Annotated in this window: 13 protein-coding genes; 5 read left to right on the top strand and 8 right to left on the bottom strand. The window is 46.5% G+C overall.

The window, feature by feature from the left end; all coding sequences use genetic code 11:
- Positions 1–27: 27 nt before the first annotated feature.
- From ACTHPG_RS21810 to ACTHPG_RS21780, 7 genes are all read right to left on the bottom strand, one after another.
- Positions 28–3,225 carry an alpha-mannosidase gene (locus tag ACTHPG_RS21810; protein ID WP_440391500.1) on the bottom strand — a complete coding sequence of 1,066 codons (3,198 nt, stop codon included), beginning with the start codon at positions 3,223–3,225 and terminating at the stop codon, positions 28–30.
- Positions 3,226–3,229: 4 nt separating this feature from the next.
- Entirely contained in the window at positions 3,230–5,584 is a 2,355-nt protein-coding gene (locus ACTHPG_RS21805) for a glycoside hydrolase family 3 N-terminal domain-containing protein (RefSeq protein ID WP_440391651.1), read from the bottom strand.
- A gap of 36 nt (positions 5,585–5,620) precedes the next feature.
- Positions 5,621–6,541, bottom strand: a complete 921-nt coding sequence (locus ACTHPG_RS21800; RefSeq protein WP_062837930.1) for a carbohydrate ABC transporter permease — start codon at positions 6,539–6,541, stop codon at positions 5,621–5,623.
- 23 nt (positions 6,542–6,564) lie between these two features.
- A complete protein-coding gene (locus tag ACTHPG_RS21795) occupies positions 6,565–7,494 on the bottom strand; it encodes an ABC transporter permease (RefSeq protein ID WP_411735410.1) in 930 nt (309 codons plus the stop codon).
- Between the two features lie 77 nt (positions 7,495–7,571).
- Entirely contained in the window at positions 7,572–9,044 is a 1,473-nt protein-coding gene (locus ACTHPG_RS21790) for an ABC transporter substrate-binding protein (protein ID WP_440391499.1), read from the bottom strand.
- Between the two features lie 280 nt (positions 9,045–9,324).
- Entirely contained in the window at positions 9,325–10,839 is a 1,515-nt protein-coding gene (locus ACTHPG_RS21785; RefSeq protein ID WP_440391498.1) for a response regulator, read from the bottom strand.
- A 1-nt stretch (position 10,840) separates the two neighbouring features.
- The gene (locus ACTHPG_RS21780; protein ID WP_440391497.1) at positions 10,841–12,670 is read right to left on the bottom strand and encodes a sensor histidine kinase; all 1,830 of its coding nucleotides are present in this window, start codon (positions 12,668–12,670) and stop codon (positions 10,841–10,843) included.
- Positions 12,671–12,883: 213 nt separating this feature from the next.
- On the opposite strand from ACTHPG_RS21780, the gene ACTHPG_RS21775 reads away from it, so the two are divergent.
- Positions 12,884–15,694 (top strand): endo-beta-N-acetylglucosaminidase, encoded by a 2,811-nt coding sequence (locus tag ACTHPG_RS21775; protein ID WP_440391496.1) that lies wholly within the window; start codon positions 12,884–12,886, stop codon positions 15,692–15,694.
- A 128-nt stretch (positions 15,695–15,822) separates the two neighbouring features.
- Here ACTHPG_RS21775 and ACTHPG_RS21770 read toward each other — a convergent pair whose 3' ends face one another.
- The gene (locus ACTHPG_RS21770; protein ID WP_440391495.1) at positions 15,823–17,406 is read right to left on the bottom strand and encodes a class I adenylate-forming enzyme family protein; all 1,584 of its coding nucleotides are present in this window, start codon (positions 17,404–17,406) and stop codon (positions 15,823–15,825) included.
- A gap of 251 nt (positions 17,407–17,657) precedes the next feature.
- On the opposite strand from ACTHPG_RS21770, the gene ACTHPG_RS21765 reads away from it, so the two are divergent.
- The 4 genes from ACTHPG_RS21765 to ACTHPG_RS21750 all read left to right on the top strand — a co-directional run bounded on the left by ACTHPG_RS21765 (position 17,658) and on the right by ACTHPG_RS21750 (position 21,836).
- Complete coding sequence (locus ACTHPG_RS21765) at positions 17,658–18,005, top strand: winged helix-turn-helix transcriptional regulator (RefSeq protein ID WP_124117520.1); 348 nt, start codon at positions 17,658–17,660, stop codon at positions 18,003–18,005.
- Between the two features lie 292 nt (positions 18,006–18,297).
- Positions 18,298–19,179, top strand: coding sequence for an SDR family oxidoreductase (locus ACTHPG_RS21760; protein WP_440391494.1), 882 nt, complete (start codon positions 18,298–18,300; stop codon positions 19,177–19,179).
- Positions 19,180–19,870: 691 nt separating this feature from the next.
- Positions 19,871–21,259 (top strand): N-acetylmuramoyl-L-alanine amidase, encoded by a 1,389-nt coding sequence (locus tag ACTHPG_RS21755; RefSeq protein WP_440391493.1) that lies wholly within the window; start codon positions 19,871–19,873, stop codon positions 21,257–21,259.
- A 31-nt stretch (positions 21,260–21,290) separates the two neighbouring features.
- Entirely contained in the window at positions 21,291–21,836 is a 546-nt protein-coding gene (locus tag ACTHPG_RS21750; RefSeq protein ID WP_440391492.1) for a GerMN domain-containing protein, read from the top strand.
- Positions 21,837–21,969: the final 133 nt, after the last annotated feature.

The following is a 21,969-nucleotide window of genomic DNA, read 5'->3' as shown; positions in this document are numbered from 1 at the left end:
TATAGCTCAAAAGTATTTCAAAAAGGTTTACCGCAGTAGCACGGTTTGAATTTGGTAAGGTTTAAAAGATAGTGTAATCTGGCCGTTCGTGTGGGCCAGTGGTTTGATCGGTTCTTCCAGTGCGTTGGAATGGTACGCTTGCTCAAAGGCATGTGGCCATTGCAATGTGATGCTTTCGCGTTTGCCTGAGGATTCATAGAAACGCAGCACGGTGCCTTGTCCATCCTCTGCCATTTTGATGGTATCCAGAATGACGTGATTGCTGTTCAAGTTAATCCAGGAGCCTGTTGCTGGACGAGATTGTGCGGCAGTTGCCGTTGCATCTGCAGTTGGATGCACTTCAGCCCCTGCGCTTTGTTGTGATTGATCCATCTGTTCAACTTGTTGCGACTGTTGCATCTGCTCTACTTGTTGCACGACCACTTCCGTGTTCAATTCAGCTGCCTGACGTACGGTGTGTGCTGCTCTCCAGTCTCCGTCGTGTGGGTACAATGAATACGTGAATTCATGCTCTCCCAGATCGGCAGTGCGGTCAGGCCATTTCGGGGCACGCAACAAGGACAAACGAATCGTGCTGCCTTGCACGTCATACCCGTATTTGCAATCATTGAGCAAGCTCACGCCGTATCCATATTCGGATACATCCACGAACCGATGTCCACAGACTTCATACTGGGCTTGCTCCCAGCTTGTGTTGCGATGCGTCGGACGTTCCAGTGCGCCAAATGGAATCTCGAATGTGGCCTTGGAGGTCACCACATCCATCGGGAAGCCAACTTTCAGAAGCTTGTGATCTTCATTCCAGTTCACCTGTGTCTGGAAGTCAATTCGCCGTGAGTCGTGATAAAAGACGATATCTTGTGTAATCACCGATTGATGAAGCTTCCAGTAGAAGCGGAGGACATCCTTCGTTGTACCCGCCAACACCAGCTTTTTCTCCACCAGTTCCACTTCGCCAGCCATCTGTTCCTCATAACGACTGTCGATATCCCATGCATCCCAGAGCGTTGGACGATCGTGGAAGAAATGAAGTTGATTGCCACGTTCACCCGGCTTCAGCATCTCACGCTCCGCAGTTTTATCCCATAGACGGGTGATCTCCCCGCGTTCGTTGAATTGCACATGATAAAAGGCGGTATCCCATGTATCATTAAAGATTGGTTGTGCAGCAAGATTCTTCATTTCCCGTACATTCGTTTCCCTTGTATTTTCCGGAATCAGCCAAATGGTCTTATATCCAAACGCCGGAATGTCTGTCACGAGAACAGACATGTTGCCCTCCTCCCGATCCATCCGAAGACGCTGGCCTTCTTCATCAATCGCATAGCGATCCAAACCATCCTGCACAGACAACTGAACGACTGCAATCCGTTTCCAGCCCAGGCTATTGAATACAACATATGCTACCGAACCTTCCGGGCCCTCTGTGTTGATACCCGTTGTCAATGCTGTAACACCCTGGTTCAATCCGTTCTTCCCTAATTCAAATACCTCTACATATTCCTCATTCGAAGTCACGTAGGACTCCGTAATCGCCGATCCCGGTATAATATCGTGGAATTGATTCAGCAAAATTAATTTCCAGCCGTCATGCAGTGTTGCGCGCACTTCAGCTTCGGTACTCGCCTCCATAGCTGGCAGAGCGAGTGTGTTCCACAGCTCAGCCTCACGATACAGAACCTCGGCTTTCCGATTGTTGCGCTTATTGCGCGCATGTGTCGTGTAGGTTCCCCGATGTAACTCCAGATACAGATCACCATGCCACTTCGGAAGTACAGGTTGCTCCTTTTCAACTCCGGCAAAGAAAGCTCCGGCTGTGCTGTATCGACTGGCTGGCTGCCCCACCATCAGGTCAGCGCGATCCACATACTCCAGCATTTCGCGTGTTACTCCACCGCCGCCATCTCCGTGTCCGTACAGAAGCATGTGCTCCGGATGCGCTGCTTTCTCACGGTAGGATTGCCAGTGATCATGGATGTCCTTCGGCAGCGTGTGCTCGTTAACACCATGATTGAGATAAGACAGAATTGGCGTGCCGTCAATGCCCACCCAGTGAAACAGATCATATGGAAACACATTCGTATCATTCCAGCCGAGCTTCGTCGTCATGAAATACGCTACGTTGCCATGCTTCAAAATCTGCGGCAGGGAGGCACAGTACCCGAATGTATCCGGCAACCATTCAATCTGTGATGTTTTCCCGAACTCCTCCATATAGAAACGCTGGCCATATAACATCTGTCGAATCAGAGACTCGCCGCTTGGGATGTTCAGATCCGGCTCTACCCACATGCCGCCAACCAGTTCCCAACGTCCTTCTGTAATCCGCTGCTTCACTCGTGCATACAACTCGGGATCATGTTCCTTCAGAAATGCATATAACAAAGGCTGGCTCTGGGAATAAACATAGTCCGGATATTCATTCATGAGTGCATCCACGGTGGAGAAGGTACGGCTCGTCTTGCGCACTGTCTCGCGCACAGGCCACAGCCACGCAATATCAATGTGGGACTGTCCCACCATATGCTCCAGACCCTCCGTGTTACCGCCAATCTCACGTACATGATGCTTCAGATTATGCTCAATCTGTCGAATACCTTCTCCCTGCTGGATCTCTTCTGCTGACATGCCTACAAATTGATCCATTGCACGATACACCAGTTCTACGAGGCGTACCCGTCTGAAATCACTTTCCGGCAACAATACAGTCGAATCACGCACAATGATAACCGTGTACATGAGACTGCGAACGGCTTCATTTGGTCTTACCAGCAAGCTCGTAATTGAAGTGATTGGCGGCTGAATAACCGCTTGTTGATTCAAGGGGTCCACGGGTTCAGGAACCGGATCGAACATCTCGATCTCCAGTTCCGGATTGGTCCCGACTTTGGACGGATCAAGCGTGACGTAGGTGTGATTGCGGTCCAGACCCTGATAAGAGTGCCCGTTCACCCGCAGCAAGCCTTCTCCGCCGGTTTCAAATACAAGCCCATATGGTGCTTGCTGCCACGTCGCAGGGATCTCCAGACGTGTTCTGAAGAAATAAGTCGTTCCCTGTTTGCTCGGAAAACGCTCAAATTCCTGTCCTTCCGGGTATTCACCCTGATCCTCATACTGTCCTGGTACGTTATAATAAGCACGGGTAATGTCCCAGCTGCGCAGCTGCAATTGCTCCAGCCACTGGTGTTCGGACAACTCGCGAATAAATCGTCTGATACGTTCCAAAATTTTACGCCTCCCTTACAGTCAGTTCGGCCATTTGCGTATCGTTTACGCTACTGCCGATATGGATATGGAATTGTCCTGGTTCAACGACAGGCTTCAAATCACGCCCAATATACTGCAACTGCTCCGCTCCAATTCGGAATTCGACGGTCTGTGTCTCTCCAGGCCCCAGATGCACTTTCTCAAATCCTTTTAGTTCCTTGGCGGGACGAGTCAGTGAGCTGACCACGTCAGAGATGTACATCTGTACTACTTCTGCACCTGCATAACGGCCGGTGTTGGTCACATTCACCGATACCGTAACTGATTGACCGGATGTCATGGACGCATCACTCAGCTGCGGTTCACTGTACTCAAATGTGGTATAACTCAGTCCATATCCAAATGCATAACGTGGCTCCAGATCCTCTTCGAGGTAACGTTTGCCGCGGGAACGTTTGCCGTTGTAATAGATCGGTAATTGTCCGACATGCTTCGGAATGGAGATCGTCAATTTGCCTGACGGATTCACATCACCGAATAGAATATCTGCAATGGCATGCCCGCCCTCTTGGCCCGGATACCACGCCTCCAAAATCGCATCGGCATGTTCATCCACCCAAGGTTCCGTGATGGGACGACCATTGATGTAGACAACGACAAGCTTCTTGCCGAGCTTGTGAATCTCCTGAATGAGTTCCAGCTGCACTCCGGCAAGACCCAATGTCATCCGGTCGATGCCTTCGCCGCACTCCATATCGTTCCAAGAGTTATCCGACACATTGGAAGCACCCGTCTTCAGATCGATCGTTCCTTCTCCAAAGTCACGCGCACTGGAGCCGCCAACCACCATAATGAGGGTATCTGCCTGGCTGGCAACTTCAATTGCACGTTCGAATCCTTCCTTCGAATCACCTTTGATCCGGCAGCCTGGAGCATAGAGTACCTGATCTGTACTGCGGTCACCAGTCAAAGGACCAACCGAACTCTTCTCCGTATGACCATCCACATGACTAGCGAGTTTACTGCGAATCCCGTCCAGTACCGTCGCCACTTTCGACTTCGGTTGCGGAGACGTGTAGTCACCCAGTTGATTGTAGGCCTGATCCGCATTTGGCCCAATGACGGCAATCCTGCCCACATTTGCTATCGATAGAGGTAGCGTATCAGCCTCATTTTTGAGAAGTACAACGCCTTCTGCCGCCAACTGACGTGCCAGCTGAACGTGCGCTTCACTGCCAATCACTTCTGCTGCCCGATCAGCGTCCACATAAGGCTGTTCGAATAATCCCAGTCTCAATTTCAACGTCAGCACGCGAGAGACAGCCTGATCCAAAACCTGCACATCAAGCTTGCCTTCTGCCACCGCCTTCACCAGATATTGCCCAAACATCTCACCAGACATTTCCATATCAATGCCTGCCTCAATCGCCTGCACCGATGCATCCAGTCCATTCGCCGCGACATCGTGCCCACTTGCCAGCATATTGATTGCACCGCAATCCGTGATGACCAGACCGTCAAAGCCCCAATCCTTACGCAAAACATCTTCCAGCAATTCCGTATTTACCGTACAAGGCGTGCCATCAATTTCGTTGTACGCTGGCATGATCGACGCCGCGCCAGCTTCAACCGCTTTACGGAAAGGATACAGATCCACTTCCAGCAATTCACGCCAGCCCATATGCACAGGTCCCGCATTGCGTCCGCCTTCCGAGCTGCCGTAACCAACAAAATGCTTCAGCGTAGCTGCAACTGCAACGTCCTGATCCAGACTTTCACCCTGAAGTCCTTCCACGGAGGCAACTGCCAGTTCCCCAATGAGATACGGATCTTCTCCGAAACATTCCTCCGTACGTCCCCAGCGCGGATCACGCACAACATCCAATACCGGAGAATAGGTGACTGCACCGCCTTGGGCACGTGTCTCCCTTGCTACTGCCTGGCACATCTCCCGGTATAGATCCACATTCCACGTACTCCCCAGTAAAAGGGGAACGGGATAGACCGTTCCGTCAATCGCCATGTGACCATGCAAGCACTCTTCCCCGATCAGGATGGGAATGCCCAGTCTGGAATGCTCGACTGCATAGCGTTGAATGAGATTGACCGCCTCCGCGCCTTCTCTGGCGGATAGTCCATTTTCCAGCGTAACGCCAGTCCAGGGATCTGCACGAAGCGCCCCGTATAGGGAGCCAATGCCCCCTTTTTCCACTTGCTGCTTAAAGGATTCATTTAACGTGATGTTCCCTTGATCATTCGTATAGGTCTGCCAGCCAAATGGCTGAGTGAGTTGACCTACCTTTTCTTCTGTAGTCATCAGACTCAGCAGGTGTTGTACCCGTTCCTCTACGGATTTGCTCTGGTCCTTGTAAGTCATCAATCTGCATCTCTCCAATCCTATAGCATGATCAGGCTATTCTTTGACCGCGCCTACCGTCAGACCCTGTACAAAATAACGCTGGAAGAACGGATAAGCGAATATAATCGGCAACGTGGCAAGCACAACCATCGCCATTCGGGACGTATCCTGCGGAATGGACTGCATGGCTGCCAGACTCATCGAACTGTTCGCGGAGTTCTGCTGGATAAACTGGATGCTCGACTCAATCCGCATCAGCATGGATTGCAGAGGCACCAGATTGGGATTATCGATGTATAATAGCGCATTGAACCAATCATTCCAGTAACCGAGTGTGCTGAACAACCCGATGGTTGCCAGTCCCGGTAAGGAAAGTGGAATAACGATTTTCATAAAGGTATAGAACTCCCCGGCGCCATCAATCTTCGCGGATTCGATGACTGCATCCGGTACACTGGTGGAGTAGAATGTACGCAGGATCATAATGTAGAAGGCATTCATCGCCAGCGGCAGAATCAGTGCCCATAACGTATCTTTCAATCCAAGCAGCTGGGATACAACCATATAGGTCGGAATCATTCCGCCGTTGAATAACATGGTCAGAATTGCAAAGATGGAGAAAAATCTCCGATATCTGAAGCTCTTGCGGGAAATCGCATACGCGTACAGCGACATGAGAATCAGACTGATGATGGTTCCGAGTACCGTTACCAGGATGGTAACCCCGTACGCACGTAACAGCGTGTCCCCACTCTGCCAGACAAACTGATATGCCGCCAGACTCCATTCTGCCGGAATCAGACGGTATCCATCACGAGCCAGTGCTTTCTCGTCCGTAAACGAGATGATAACTACAAATATAAAAGGAAATACACAGATCAGAGCGAATAGACCTGCAATGATGTTCATGATTACGTTCCAACCGCTGGATACGTGGTGGAAGTCGCGTTTTTTAACAAGCCCTGCTTGAGCCATGGTGGTTCACTCCTTTCCCTGTCCTAGAATAGGCTGCTGTCTTTATCTACTTTGCGCACAACATAGTTGGAGATGATAACAAGTACAAAGCCTACGACGGATTGATACAATCCCGCAGCTGTACTCATGCCAATCTCACCACTTGTTTTCAATCCACGATATACGTACGTATCAATAACATTGGTAACGGAATAGAGCGTACCCGAATCCCTTGGCACCTGATAGAACAGTCCAAAGTCGGCATAGAAAATACGGCCTACAGCCAGCAAGGTCATGATTGTAATGATGGGTGATAACAACGGAATCGTAATATTGCGAATCTGCTGCCATTTGCTTGCCCCATCGATCATGGCTGCTTCATACAGCGATTTATCAATCCCCAGAATGGAAGCAAGATAGACAACGCTGCTATAACCAATCGTTTTCCATAAGGCTACAAACACCAGAATATACGGCCAATATTTTGCCTCGGAGTACCACTGAATCGGTTCTACCCCAAACCAGCCAATAATCTGATTCAACATCCCGCGGTCCATGCTCAGGAAGCTGAAAGCAAAGTAACCAACGATAACCCAGGATAGAAAATAAGGCAGAAACATACCGGTTTGATACAGTTTGGCGAGTCGTTTATTCACGAGTTCCGAGAGCAGGATTGCCAATGCTACAGCGAATACCAGTCCCAGGAAGATAATGGCGATGTTATAAAAGAGGGTGTTGCGTGTAATGAGCCAAGCGTCACTTGTGCTGAACAGGAATTTGAAATTGTCCCAGCCAACCCATTCGCTCTTCATCAGACTTGCCCAGAACCCTTCACGGCTGAAGCGATATTCCTTAAAGGCAGCCACTGTACCCACAAGTGGCAAGTAGGAGAAGAAGAAGAACCAGATGGCGCCTGGCAGCACCATGAGCAGCATGACCCGGTTTCTAAGCAGGTTTTTCAAAAATGTAGTCATTGTGGAGTTCCTCCTTCAGGCTTGAATGAAAAAGGACCGGACGCGATAAGCAGCCGCCCGATCCTTACGATGTACTGTTACTTGTTTTCCGCTCTCCAGGCATCCAGCTGGCTTTGGGCTTCAGCCATTACTTTCTCCAGTCCGGCTTGATTGAATTTCTCAATCACTTGATCCAGATTGGCTGCCGGGTCCAGTGTACCTGTCATCAGTGCTGCCCAATACTGCTCTTTCACGTTCTGTACCGCCGTCAGTTCGGCAGATACATTGCTTGCATCAAAGTTAAAGCTCAGGATCGGGGAATTGATACCTTCAGCGTTAAACTTCTTGAACTCATCCCATTTGTTATCCGGGTCATTGCTGTTCAGATAGAGCAGCATGTTGTTCCCAAGGGAGTATGAAGGCATATCGTAGTTTTTCGATTCAGGCAGATTTTCCATATGCGTGTCATCCACTTTTTTGTAGTGTGTGCCCTCAATACCGGAGTCCACCATATTGCGCAGCACCGGGTCTGTATTCAGCAGGTTCAGGAACTCCATCGCTTTCTCTGGATATTCCGAGTTGGCCGAGATGGCCATAATGGAACCTTGTACCGATGTATTCGTTATAATGGCTTCACTTGCAGGTGTTGAAACAACTTGATAACCGTAACTTGCAGACCATTGGTTGTCCGCGAGCGGCTGTGTCTGTGCACGATCCAGGAACCAGTTGCCCGATGTAGTCAGGTCGTTCGTGGAACCTGTTGTAGCTGCTTCTGCCGATACATAACCGGCTTTGTAGTATTTGTGCATCGTCGTAAGTGCTTCTTTCATTTCAGGTGTTTCCAGGATGTTTACGAGTTTGTAGTCCGTTGTATCCAGCTTGATTGCCATGGGCAGGTTCTGAATGACATAGTCATACGGCACGTAAGGAACATAGTTCTTATCCATGGCAAAAGGTGTTACACTTGCCTCGTTTTCCTTGATAGTTTTCAGTAAAGGCTCCAGACTGTCTAACGTACGAACGCCAGAGATATCCAGCTTGTATTTATCAACCAGCATTTGGTTAAAGCGCCATACCTCTTGTTGAGGTAGCTCTTTGTTGGCTGGAATTCCGTAATTGTGTCCGTCTACCTTCGAACCACTGAGGAATGCAGGGTCAATGGTCTTGGTAAGATCCTGACCGTATTCAGCAAGCAGGTCATCCAGTTCAAGGAATGCGCCTTTTCTGGCATTTTGTACATAATCGAATCCACCAGAAGAAGTGAACAGAATGTCCATTGGCTCACCGGAGGCTACGTTAACCTGCATCTTCTGCGGGTAGTCACCCCAGTCCACCATCTTCATGGTCACAGTGGCATTGATTTTCTCTTTGGTATACTTGCTGACTTCTTCCATCACTTTGTTGACGTCTTTCTGAGGGGTACCGATGGTATACCAGATCAACTCTACCGCGTCATCTCCTGTTCCTCCGGATTCCGAAGCATTTTTGCTTCCTCCACAGGCACTAAGTACAAGTGTAACGGCCATTAACAATGCAAGAACGAGTGAGAAGCGTTTTCTTTGTTTACTCATTTCTTTGATCCTCCCTTTTCGTGTTCCCTTAGGCTCTACTTACTAACTGCTTTAACCTTATCGAATGAAAGCATTTACAAAAAGAAGATAAACTTAAGTTTTCGAGGTACAAATTAAAGAGAAATCATCCTTCAGCATCTATTTTGTACCTGTTTAAATAAATCGCTTACATGAAAGAGACATGCCGGGTAACGTATGGCATGATCTTCATCCATGCCTTCCTGTTCCCGATATGTCTCATGGATTTCCGACCGCACAGTTGGATCTCCCCGTCACCGCATTAACCAAACACCTTGAAATCGGTCGGCGAAATCCCCACATATTTGCGGAACTGCTTATAGAAATACCCTGTCTCCCAATACCCCACATTTCGGGCGATCTCATGTACCTTCAGATTGGTATTGCGCAGTTGCTCCTTCGCACGTTCAATCCGGTATTTGTTGATATATTCGGCAAACGTCTCCCCAGTCTCCTTATGGAACAATTGTCCCAAATACACCGGATGCAGATGATAGTGAGCACCAAGCAGCTTCAGGGAAAGTTCTTCTGCGTAATGGTTGTCGATATGTTGGAGCACCTGGTTCACAATCGGATTCTTCAGATCCTGCAATAAGGATTGGATCGTCTGCGCCCCCACTTGCTGAAGTGCCTGTACGAGTTCATCAAAAGTGCCACTGTCCAGGACAAGTTGAAGCCCTTGTTGGTATATGGCAGACTCATCCGAATGTTTGATGCTCTCCAGTTCCATCTTGAAGCGAATCACAACTTCCAATGCGGTATTCTGCAGCTCTGCAGGCGTAAGCCCATCCCGATGCTGTTCAAAATCCATGCGAATCCGGTCAGCAAGTTGTTCTGGATTGCGGGACAGAATGAGTTTGGCGTATTCCCTCCAATCAATAAAAAAGGTCGCCGTTGAACTTCCACACTTATCCAGTATGGCATGGTCGATGACTTTAAGATCAGGATAAATCATCACATACTGGAGTGCTTTTTTGGCCTCAGCATAACTCGTCGGCGCTTGGTACAGCCCTTTCATCAACCTGCCTGCTCCAATGCGTGCCATAGGATGAGTTACTGTTATCGCATCAGATAACGCCTGAAGGCCATCCATTAACTCCTGTTCTTCGTCGCGTGAACCATGAATATTGGCAATAATGACGATGTCTCCATCGATATCATGAAATACGTTCAGATGGCGTCTGTCGCTCAGCATCTCTTCTACGCGTTCAAACATGCCAGCTGTCTGCTCTTTGTCACGCAAGACGGCCACAGCAACGTCGGGTGCATCCAACGAGAGGTTCATAAACTGGGCACGTTCTTCGAATTCTGTAGCTGCAATCTGTCCCGTAAGCCATCGATGAAGAATGTTATCTTTCAGAATCTGAATGCCATAGGCATCATCGGCTTGAGGTGACACCGTATGATCCAGCTTGGATGCCGTGTTACTCAGCGTGGATTCCAGTTCCTCCACATTAATCGGTTTGAGCAAATAGTTTTCGATCCCCAGCTGCATGCCTTCCTTCAGATATTCGAACTCATTGAAACCACTCAGGATAATGACCTTAACCTCAGGTTGCAATTGCCTTGCTTCCCGAATCAGGTCCAGACCATTCATGAGTGGCATGGATATATCCGTGATCAGGATATCCACAGGCTGAGAGGAGAGCGCTTGTAAAGCCGCCTGCCCATTACCTGCATGGTTCACAATTTCCATACCAAATGAAGACCAATCCACAATATCGTATAAGCCTTCTATGATGAACGGCTCATCGTCCACAATAAACACTTTGTACATATTAAACACCTGCCCCTTCTGTATGTGGATAACGCACCCTGATCCGTGTTCCTTCTCCGAGAGTGCTTTCTATGGTGATGCCGAACTCTGGCCCATACAGGAAGCGCAATCGACTATGAACACTGCGCAGCCCGAACATCTGACCAGACTCTTCGGGACGTTCGAGCTCTTCAAGGATTTCACTCAGACGTGCCGGCTCAATGCCTTTGCCATTATCTCTGACCTCCACCTGCACTACATCATCGGTCTCTTCTACAATGATGGATAAGCGGTTATCCGAACGTTCCGTCTGAATGCCATGCACCACATAGTTCTCAATGATGGGTTGCAACGAAAGTTTCACCACAGGGTGTTGATAATAGGCAGCATCGATCTGGATCGTATATATGAAAATATCCTTGTAGCGGATTCGGAATAACTCCAGATATAACCGGCAAGCTTCCATCTCATCCTTCAACGTATAGTTTTTCTTCTGTTGCACCAGGCTCTTGAACAATACAGATAAGCTATAGATCATCTCACCGACATCTCTCGCCCCCTGGGATATGGCCCTCATCCGAATCACTTCAAGCGTATTGTAGAGAAAGTGAGGGTTGATCCGCGCCTGTAACGCAACCAGTTCGGTCTCCTTCTGTTTGATCTCGGCTTTGTAGACGCGTTCAATATACAGGTTCAACTCGTCCAGCATATCGTTGAAGCTGTGTGAGATCTGCCCCAGTTCATCATCACGCGGATCGTCGATGCGAGCCGTCAGGTTGCCGTATTTCACTTTCTGCGTGAATCGAATGATCCGACGGGTTCGTTTGGCAAAATTAATAATGAAAAACGCGGGGACCAACACGGCAAACAAAATACATACGATACTGATCGAGATGATGGTATTACGAATGCCTGCATAGGTTTCAGCCATCTCTTCCACCGGAACGGTGCCGATAACCACATAACCCTGATCCGCGGAGACAAACTTGTTCACATACATGTTCTGCTCCTTTTTCATCGCATCCATATCCGTCTGATCAAACAGGGAATCGGCCACATTCACGTAGGGGTATTTCTTCCCGTAATAATGATTGTTGGAGTCAAACAACACTGTGCCTTTCGCCGATAACACCACGATTTCTCCCTTCAAGTTACTATCGTAGTTATCCAGCGCATTACCGATTCCCTGCGAGTCGAAAAACACAAGAAACTGCCCCAGATTACGAAGGGTCTGTGTATTGTTAATCGGTACGCGGATGGAATAGAGCGCAGGGTCCCATTGATTGATCTCTTTGCGAATCCAGTAGTTGGGTGCACTGATATTGGGCGTTTCCATCGCCATTACGTCCGGTATATAGGAATGAGCCACATTGGTGTCCAGCTTGCGGAACTGCTTGTGTTGGTTAAAGGTAGACAGATCCTGCTGCTCAGCGCTATATAACATGAGTTGGTTAATCTGCGAATTGCGATCCATAATGTTCTGAAAATGTTTCAACACATCGGCCGAATAGTCGTCCTGATTGGCGTAATATCCATTCGTCATGTGCTGTACATATTCGGCGTAGGAGTGATTCATCAGATACGTAATATTGGCAGACAGTGCCTCATTCTGATGCATGTCCCTCACCATGTTTTGCACCGATTCATACTGCTGATGCATATATCGGTCCACATGTTCCATCGCTGCTTTCTGGATTGCCAGTTCCCGGCGAATCGTGGAGTCGGACACCGACAGAAAGATGATATAAGACAGCGTAATGATCGTGACAATCGATATCATCGAGAAGGTCAGGAGCATTTTCATAAACATATTATTTTTGAAGAAATTATTGTAAACGCTAACAATTTTCAAGTCGCATGTTCCCTCCGATGCTGTTTTCCTGACTTGAATTATACCATCAGGCTTCTGACATTAACTTGTCACTTGTAACTTTTCTTTAGTTTGTACTCGTGATTCTTTAATTTCACCCTATTTAAAAACGCTTTCATCCACTATCGTTAACCATAAGTTTTATCTTTGTGTAAAAGAATACCAACCATTCATTCCACTTGAAGGAGGAACAGCATGACACGCAAACTCAAACCGAAAGGCATCATTCCCAAGGCTACTGCCATGGTTCTGACTGCGGCACTGCTTGGACAAGTTGTTGCATCATCCGTTTATGCCGGAGACACACTCCCTTACACTGGTGAAAGTGCCAAAGGGGTGAATCAGCCCTATCAACACGGGTACACCTCTGCACAGATTCTGAACTGGACACCCGAAAGTGATATTCATGGCGATCTGCTTCGTGCCCATGTTCCCTTGCAGCCCCGTAATGAAGCGTTCGCTGCAACACAGGCTTATCCTGAGCTTAGTCCGGACACCCAACTGTTCACGATGAGTGGTGATTACGGCAATGCATTCTTTGATAGCACACCATATACCAATGAATTCAGTCAGTATCTGTTCAATTATTGGCAGTATACGGACTACTACAGCTATTGGCATGGCATGGCTTCTGCTGGAGTACCCGAGAAGCTGTATGACCCGAGTAAGGAATGGACGGAGAAATACTTCGAGTTCGGCATTCTCAACATTCCGAATCCGGCCTACACCAATGCAGCCCACAAAAATGGCGTCAAGTCCATTGCCAACATCTTTTTCTCGGACAATGACCGTGGGCCTCAAACCTATAAACAAATGCTGATTCAGGATGAAAACGGCAATTTCCCTGTAGCCGAGAAACTTGCCGAGATGGCAGAATACTACAACTACGATGGATACTTCTTCAATCAGGAAGAGGTTACCCGGGGTGTAGCCCCTGAGGATATCGCTTCCTACAAAAAATTCATGAAATATCTAAGAGATAAAGGCCTGTACGTTCAGTGGTATGATTCCACCATCAATACAACAGGCAAGATTCAATACCAGAACCAGTTTAACGGCCTTAATAGCCCCTTTGTTCAGGATTCCATTCTCGGCAGAGTCTCGGATTCCATCTTCCTGAACTATGTATGGAACCACAAGATGCTCCGCGATTCCCGCGACCATGCCCTTAGCTTGGGACTTGATCCGCTGGAAACCGTATTTGCTGGTGTTGAAGGTGGTCATGACAAATTCGGCCGCTGGAAGCAATCCTACGACCTGCGCCATAACCTGGATGAGAACGGTCAGCCCATGAATAGTATCGCAACACTGGGTGCTGATTTCACCCACAACGCACTGGATGAAGAGATGGGCGATGGCAGCACCAATCACCGAGCCGAGGATAAGTACCAATGGATGACCTTTGTGCGCGATCGTGCCTGGTGGTCTGGACCGAATCAAGACCCGACAGATGCACGTCGTAATGCTTCTGCCGATCTGTCGGATGTGTATGCTTCCGGTGCAAACTGGGATGGGATTGCCGCATATCTTACCGAGCGATCCGTCATCAACGGCTCCAATTTTGCGACAAGTTTCAATACCGGCCACGGTCTGAAATATTACGAAGACGGCGCCGTCTCGAACGACAAGGAATGGTCCAATATCAACATTCAGGACATCCCTGTCACCTGGCAATGGTGGATGGATAGCGAAGGCGACAAATTAAGTGTTGATTTTGATTATGGCCCCTCTTATGAGAAAGGCGCAAGATACAGCTACGATTCCATTGGTGCGTTCAATGGCGGCAGCTCACTCGTGGTCAACGGTACATTGAACGCGGACAACTTCCTGCGCCTGTACAAGACCGACCTGTCCGTCAATGGACATTCCAAAATGGAACTGACGTATAACAAACCGTCCACCAGCGATGCTTCCTCCCTGCATGTTGGGTTAATCTTTGAAAATGATCCATCTAACGTGGTCAACGTAGAAGTACCTCAGTCAGGTCAGCATACGGAAGGCTGGAAGACAGCTACACTGGATTTGAGTGCCTATCAAGGCAAGACCATTGCCGCCATGGGATTATCCTTTGACCCGAATGGTGCGGAAATTGAGAACTATCAGATGAATATTGGTGAGATCCGCATGTTCGATGGTTCAGCGGCTGTGCCGGATGCACCGACAGGGTTCCATATTGCCAAAGCACTGACCAACACCAATGAACTGGTTGTCGCATGGGACATGAAGGACTATTCAGAGGTCAAGCAATACAATTTATATGAAAATGGTGCCTATGTTGGCGGTGTGTATGATTCCACTTTTTATATCAAATCGCTGAAACAGCCGTCTGGTGAACTGTCCATCCGTGCTGTTGGTGCAGATGGTACCGAGAGCGAAGCAACCGTCCTGCCTTATGATCTGAATGCAGCCGTTCAGAATATTGATGTGAAATTCAAAAAGAATGGCGATGCTATCGTAAGCTGGCAAAACCCGAAGAAAGCGAAAGATACGGGCAAAGACAAAGATAAGAATACCGGTAAAGATAAAGACAAGGGTAAGGGCAATGAGTCTATTCAGCTCACACTGGAAACCGAATATACGAAAGAGCCCTTCACCAAGTCGCTTCAGGTCAAAAAAGGAAAAACATCTGCCGTTCTGACCGGACTTCCGACCAATGGTGAGCATTACGTACTGAACATTGCCATTGGCGCGCAGAATCCGGTAACCCATACCGGACAGCTCGCAGATCTTCAGATTACACCATACGCCAAGGAAAAGGTCACGGAAAAAGATGGGAAATATACCCTTGCCCTGCCTGATCTGGAGGACTGGTATAAGATCTATGTTTATGAAAATGGGGTAGCACGTGAATTCGGCGTCACTTACGTTTCGCAGAAATTCCCGTATATCATTCGGGGAAGAACGAAGCTGAGTGAACTGACCTTCACACCTGCGTCCAGCAACAGCTCATTGAAATTGGTCATTGAAGATTATGCAGGCAATCAAGCCACGACAATTCTGAGGTAATTCTAATTTTCGTGCACGCCTGTATGCTAGTTGAGATATGTACAGCCCTTCACTTCCCAAAGGAAGTTGAAGGGCTGTTTGTTCTTATAGGAACGCATCCACCTGCTGAACATTCATTGCTTTTTGAACTAACGTATTTCTCCCCCGTTGGATAACATTGAGGATAGATACTTCCGCAACTGCTTTTTGTCTATTTTATCCACAGTTGTTCTGGGCAAAGCATCCACAATGAACAGTTGAGTCGGCCATTTGTACGGAGCAAGGCTTGGCTCACAAAACGCCCGCACCTGTGTCAGATCTAAACTTTCACCCTCCCGTAACACTATGAAAGCGACGAGTTCCTCTCCTTCGTCGGGCAGAGAATGTCCAATTACAGCCGCTTCGCTTACCGTCTCATGGCTCATAATGACATGCTCCACTTCGGCACAAAATACATTGGAACCGCCCACAATAACCATATCCTTCAAGCGATCAAACACATAAAGATAACCTTCGACATCCAGGCAACCGACATCCCCAGTGCGGATCCAGCCATCCTGCATGGTCTCGGCAGAAGCCTCCAACTGGCGCCAATACCCCATCATGATCTGTGCACCTCGAACAACGATTTCTCCAGCCTCACCCGTCATTGTCTCACTTCCGTCCGTATTTAATATCCGAACTTCAAAGGCCTGCTCACCCTGGGCAGCCAGGTCGGCGGGACGACCTACAGATCGAAGGCGATGAGGATTGCCCACATGCTGAGCAGGAAATAGGCGGCTTATGGACATTCCACATTCTGCTTGTGAGTAGTTGTTAACAATTAAAACTTCAGGGAATTGCGATACAACCTCCAGTAGTGTATCCGGAGAAATAATGGACCCTCCGCAGCCAATAAGTGTTAGGCTCTTCAAGTTTCTCTCCCCTACGGATGCCTCACGAGTAAGATCACGAAGCAGTTGACCTACTGTGCTGAGTTGCGTAATCTGATCACGTTCAACAGCTTCCATAATGCGGTGTACATCCGCCGGGTATTCGTCTAGGAATACAAGACAGCCTCCGGCAGCCATGGTCGCCCACAACTGGAACTGACCCACCAGATGGGATAGGTTGAGCACTAACACACGACGCTTGAGATCATGACCGAAGCCTGCAGAAGGCGTAAGTTGATTCCAGGCAGCCATACCACGATGCGAATGCATCACCCCTTTTGGCCGACCGGTTGTCCCACCCGTATAAATCAGGACTGCCGTATCGTCTACACTTCGTTTGGGATGATCTTTTGGAGAGAACGCGGATTCCTGCTGTAAAAGAGTAGCGAGCGAACTGGCATTAGTCCCTTTTCCGTCTGTCGTGAACAGTTTTGGACAATACCCAAGAAGCTTTACCGTGGCTAACGCGGCTTCAGCATGTTGGTCATCATGAATAACCATTCGGGGTTCTGCATCCTGAAATATGGCGGTGAGTTCATGCACTGTTAACAAAGGAGAAGGCACGAGCGGTATAGCACCGATTCCAATTGCTGCATAAAACGCAATAACAAGTTGGGGATCTGGATCACCTAAAAGGGCAAACCGATCGCCCGCTCGGAGACCTTCAACATACAGGGCGTGACCCAGTCTTTCGACTAGACCGTAAAGTTCTCCATAACTCATTGTTTGGCCGTGTCGTATTAACGCAGGTTCCTCAGGGTATAGACTTGCTGCAATCGGCAATCGTTCGGATAGAAGCAAGTAAATTACCCCCACATTTAAATTCCCACTTTTTCCATTAAGAAAACTATGGAATAAAGAGAGAGTAGCATATATCTGGAATAATAAGTAATCACTATCCCCTATTAAAACCATAAATTTTCCTGATACTACATTTCTGCCAACAGAAGATCCTTACCGTTACCTACTTGGTAGCATAATTAGGCATTTTGATGCCTTCATAACAGATGTACTATAATAATGGGAATTAAATGAGGGATGGTGTTTCTTAATTGAAAACTTTTTATTGTGATCTTGAAATTACCTTAGATGTTATTGGCGGAAAGTGGAGACCTCTTATTCTGTATTACTTAATAAAAGGTCCTAAACGGACGGGTGAATTGAAAAGGCTCATACCAACCATTTCTCAGAAAATGCTAGTCCAGTCGTTGCGGGAGTTGGAGAGCAATAATTTAATCATAAGAAAAATGTACAATCAGGTACCACCAAAAGTGGAATATTCCATATCAGAAATGGGGATGTCACTTGAACCCGCTTTGCGAACTCTTTGTGATTGGGGTCAGATCTATGCAGAGAAGACGTTGAGCAAGGATGAATATCAGAGATTAAATGTAGAATAGAGTAATTTCAAAAATCAATTTATGATCTGATTCATCACAATTATCACTTTTTGGTTACTATATAACCAAAAAGTACGTACTATTTTAAAAGTGCTACATGGTACATAATGAGCCTTGTAATATAAAGAAAATCTAAAGAATTGAGAATAGGAGTGTGTAAGAATCGTAAGCTGGCGTGAATCAGTCGGTGAATGGGGTAGTACACTGACGAATGTAAGACGGTAATTTTTCAAGATGAGAATGTAAAACAACTATTTTCATGTATTTATAGACGTTCAAAGGAGTTGTTAATATGGGGAAAATACTTATTACTGGAGCAACAGGTAATCTCGGTAGCAGAACGCTAGAACTTCTTCTCAAAAAAGTTCCGTCAAGTCAGGTCGCTATATTAGTCCGTGATCCGGAATCTGATAAAGTGGCAAGATTTATTAAAGAAGGTGTGGAAGCGCATCAGGGTGACTATTTTGATTATAACTCTCTTCTACGAGCTTTTGATGGTGTTGAAAAAGTGATGCTCATTTCCGCGGTAGCATTTACCGATCGCAATACACAACATTTCAACGTTATCGCTGCTGCAAAGCAAGCTGGGGTTAAGCAAGTGATCTTCACGTCGATCATACGAAAAGAAAATTCAAATCTTATTTTGCCCGAAGTAACGATGTCAGACTTGTTTGCTGAACAAACGCTTAAAGCATCCGGATTAGACTATACCATCCTGCGGAATCCACCATATCTTGAAGTCCTCAATTCGTTCTCTGGAGATGCACTTAAATTTGGAGGTGTGAGAGTACCCGAGGGTTCCGGTAAAGTAGCCGCTGCATCTCTGGATGATTTGGCGGCAGCCAACGTGGCTGTTCTCACCCAAAACGGGCACGAAAATAATACGTATCATCTTAGTGGCAGCGAGGCAAGTTCTTTTGCAGACATCGCTGAAACCCTCTCGGAGATTAGTGAGGAAAACATCACTTATGCGACCATTAGCGAAGATGATTATCTTGAAGTCATGGGCTGGCCTACTGGTACGAATGATTTCTTATTAGGTTGGATGCGAGCAATCAACACTGGAGAATTCTCGGAAACGTCTGGAGATCTTGAACGTCTGATTGGCCGAAAACCAATGTCATATAAGGAATTCTTTAAAATCAATTCTCCGTTTTCTAAAGTTAAAGATTGAAGTTAGTTAGCTGAATGAATTGGAGTATTGAAAAACATTAGAAAAACACATATCTAATCATGTAAAAAAAGCCCGGTTCAAACCCGGGCAAACATACACTTTTGTATAGATCACTTACTTATAAACTCTACCATCTTCTGATGCAATTCCTCCTCTGAACATGAAAGATACCATTAAACTCCTGAGAGTTACGGATCAATTGATTTAACGAATCTATTCCATATTGTTGAACAACAAACTCCACGAATAGGAACGAGAACCAAAACCTTTCATCGTACCGAAATCCCGCGTATCATTATCTAATTGTTCGAACGTTGGGACTGCTAAATATAATTGGTCACCAAAAGAAGACATCATTGCATTTGCTTATGGAAATACGGAGAAGAGCATTTTAGCAATATACATACTAAGAAAGACCGTTTTGTTCATCTCCCTTGGGCATTTTTTAGATACAATACAGCAAGCAGCAAAGTTAAACCGGTTAAAAAAATGGGCCAGAAAGAATTCCAGCAGTGGTTTAGGTTAGATAAATAAAAAACACATTTTCTTTACGACTTTCATGTCGTTTGCAGCGTTCATATTAATGAACAGAATATTATTGTAGATTTGGGTTTTCATAAAAAAAACAGGAGGTGAATGGTCTTTCCCTGTTAGAAGTTTAGTACTACGCAAATTAAAACCGAGGTGTAAAATGAAGAAATCCATAATCCTGTTACTTTTCAGTACGCTGCTACTCATGCTAATTCCCATGCATACCCATGCAGCTAGTCATCAAACTAAAATTATTTTAGATGGCCAGGAGCTAGTTTTACCTAATGATGTTGAAGTCGTCAATGTAAGAAGCAATATTATGATTCCTATTCGAGTCGTCGCCGAGAATTTAAAATTCAACGTGAAATGGGACCAAAAGACACAAAATGTAAATATCGAACAAGCTTCCAATGCAATTTCTTTGACCGTTGGGAAAGATCAAGCTACCGTTCAAAACAACACCGTACAACTTAATATCGCTCCACAAATGATCAAGAATACGGTTGTTGTTCCTCTGCGTTTTGTTAGTGAAGAAATGGGTCTGAGCGTCGGCTGGAATAACAAAGACAAGATTGTTACGCTAACCAGCAATAATGGTTCGCAACCAACTCTCCCCTCGAATGGGAATGATGTAGCCACTAACCTGGTTCATGATATAAGTTATGCCAATAATCAACTCGTCGTCTCATTAGACCGTGAAGTTGCTCCAGTCATATCTACCCTTAAAAATCCAGAACGAATTATCGTGGATTTCCCATCCACCAATTTCGGAAATATGGGACAAGTCCCCTCTGGAGGATCCATGGGAAGATTGGATGTTAACGAATTTCCAAGTGTGACTGAGATACGGTATTCTCTTTTCAAAAATAATCCTCCTCAAGTTCGAATCGTAATCGAATTAAACAATATAAGTTCGGTGAATTACAAACAACAGAATATCGCCGGCAAATTTATCCTTGATCTAAGTATGGCCAATGAACCTGCGCCTGCAATCCCTGTGAACAGCGGCAAAAAAATAGTTGTTATTGATCCGGGACATGGAGGAAGTGATCCAGGTACAATAAGTTTTACCAAAAAACAAGAGAAGCATTTTGCCCTTGCTCTAGGCCTAAAAGTGCAAGCTCTTTTGGAAAAGGAACCTGACATAGAACTAATGATGACTCGGGAAACGGACATCTACCCTACAAGACCGGAACGTGTTAAACTCGCCAACGATCTCAATGCAGATGTGTTTGTATCTATACACGGTAATAGTGTCCCTGCTGCTCCTCAGATATCGGGAACGGAAACATATTATTATCAACGGGAGAGCAGCAAAGCACTAGCGACCCTCATTCATAAAAATCTGATCGATGCCTTGGGATTTAAAGATCGTGGCGTTAAGAACGGAAACTACCAGGTCATCAGAGAAACCACGATGTCTGCCGTTCTTCTAGAAATCGGATTCCTAAGTAACCAGATTGAAGAAGAGGCCATGATGTCGGAAACCAATCTAAATAAAGCGGCACAAGCCATTGTGGATGGGATAAAAGAGTATTTGCAGCTATAGGTTAGAGAATAATTTAAGAGGATGTGCTTCTATGAAAAAAAGAATCTATTGGGCTATCACCATTTGTGCCATAAGCATACTAGCGGTAGGTTGTGGTACCAAACCTGCTTCTACCAGTCCATTGCAGGGTTCCGATCCGGCAAGTACGACACCAGCGCCAATCGTTAATCCGAGCGAAGAAAATGAAGAATCTCAAGACATTGGGGTTTTTTACGCGGATGATCAACTGTTAAAAATAGAGCGACATCAGAAGGAAATTACATTCATAGATGACTCCGAAAAATACAGTAAGACGTATGCAGCCCTTCAAAGTAGTGATCAAACCGAACTAATTCCATTGTGGAGTAATATTGAACTACTTTCTGCTACTTTTGATCAAGGGAAATTAACGCTGGATGTGCATATTCCGGATGAAGCCAGATTGGGGTCTGGCGGAGAGATTTTAGCAATTGATGCTTTGAAAGGAACCTTTTTTCAGTTTGATGAAGTAACCAGTATTGACTTGCTTGTGGACGGAGAAGCAACCGACAGTTTAATGGGTCATGCAGAATTAGAACATCCACTAACCCGTGAATAGATCCATCGGAAAAAACATTCTCTGTTTGGAGTGTAAGAATGCCACAACATAAAATGCATGATTCAAAAATAAGATCCATTCGCAAAGTAATTAGGCGAATGGATCTTATTTTTTCGGTAAAAGGTAGACTTGT

Origin of the sequence: Paenibacillus sp. SAF-068 (assembly GCF_051967555.1) — a bacterium.
In the GTDB taxonomy this organism is placed as follows: Bacteria; Bacillota; Bacilli; order Paenibacillales; family Paenibacillaceae; genus Paenibacillus.
This window is presented reverse-complemented; position numbering and strand designations above follow the sequence as displayed.